1 protein-coding gene is annotated in these 1,441 nt (G+C 66.1%); it reads left to right on the top strand.

From position 1 onward, the window contains the following. The first annotated feature begins 121 nt into the window (after positions 1-121). Entirely contained in the window at positions 122-1,408 is a 1,287-nt protein-coding gene (locus RM423_RS24715; protein ID WP_311425691.1) for an IS256 family transposase, read from the top strand. Positions 1,409-1,441 lie beyond the last annotated feature (33 nt).

Raw genomic sequence — 1,441 nt, 5'->3', positions numbered from 1 at the left:
GAGCAATGCTTGAAACCTGTGGTTGAGGCCGGGTGGGACGTACCTTCCCGGTAGCCATGTGGTGATCGAGCAAGGCCGGCGCTGCAACGCTGGTCGGGAAGGTACGTCCGTGCTCAAGGTAGTGGAGACAGGCGGTTCGGGGCAGGTGTCGCCGGGTGAGGTGCCGGCGGGTTCGTTGTTGGATGAGATCGCGCGGGAGGGTGCCCGGCGGATGTTGGCGGCGGCGTTGAAGGCCGAGGCCGACGCCTACGTCGACGCCCTGACCGATGAGCTCGATGAGGCCGGGCACCGGTTGGTGGTGCGCAACGGTCATCACGATCCGCGCACCGTAAGCACCGCGGCGGGAGCGATCGAGGTCCGCGCGCCGCGGGTCAACGACATGCGCGTCGATGAAACCAGTGAGCGCAAGCGGTTCGCCTCGGCGATCCTGCCTGCGTGGTGCCGCCGCAGCCCGAAGATCAGCGAGGTGCTGCCGCTGCTCTACTTGCATGGGCTCTCGGGTGGCGATTTCGTGCCCGCGTTGGAGCAGTTCCTCGGCACCGGCGCTGGGTTGTCGGCCTCCACGATCACCCGGCTGTGTGAGCAGTGGCAAGACGAGCAACGCCTGTTCGCGAAGCGGGATCTGTCGGGCGTGGACTACGTCTATGTGTGGGCTGACGGCATTCACGTCAACATCCGTCTGGAGGAGCACAAGCTGTGCCTGCTGGTGCTGATCGGGGTCCGCACGGACGGGTCGAAAGAGCTGATCACGCTCACCGACGGCTATCGGGAATCGGTCGAATCGTGGGCTGATCTGCTGCGCGACGCCAAGCGACGCGGGATGCGGGCTCCGGTGCTGGCCGTCGGCGACGGCGCGCTCGGCTTTTGGGGTGGTCTGCGGGACGTGTTCCCCGAGACCCGTGAGCAGCGGTGCTGGTTCCACAAGGCCGGCAACGTGCTGGCCGCGATGCCCAAATCCGCGCACCCGGCCGCGAGGAAAGCGCTCGCCGAGATCTGGGGCGCTGAGGACAAGACCCACGCCAAGGCCGCGGTCAAGGTCTTCGTGGAGCTGTTCGGCGCCAAGTTCGCCAAGGCGACCGCGAAGATCACCGACGACCTCGAGCAGCTGCTCGCTTTCTATGACTACCCGGCCGAGCACTGGGTCCATCTGCGCACGACCAACCCGATCGAGTCGACGTTCGCCACCGTCCGGCACCGCACCAAGATCACCCGCGGGCCCGGGTCGAAAGCTGCCGGCCTGGCGATGGCCTACAAGCTGATCATCGCAGCCCAAGACCGCTGGCGCGCAGTCAACGCACCCCATCTCGTTGCGCTCGTCCGCGCCGGCACGGTCTTCGTCAACGGCAAACTCGTCGAACGATCAGAAGATCAACAACCCGTCGCGCCGCCCCTCGAAACCGCAGCCTGACCAAGACCAATCCACAGGTATTGACAATTGCTC

It is taken from the genome of Jatrophihabitans lederbergiae, from assembly GCF_031845305.1.
Classification (GTDB): domain Bacteria; phylum Actinomycetota; class Actinomycetes; order Mycobacteriales; family Jatrophihabitantaceae; genus Jatrophihabitans_A; species Jatrophihabitans_A lederbergiae.
This window is presented reverse-complemented; position numbering and strand designations above follow the sequence as displayed.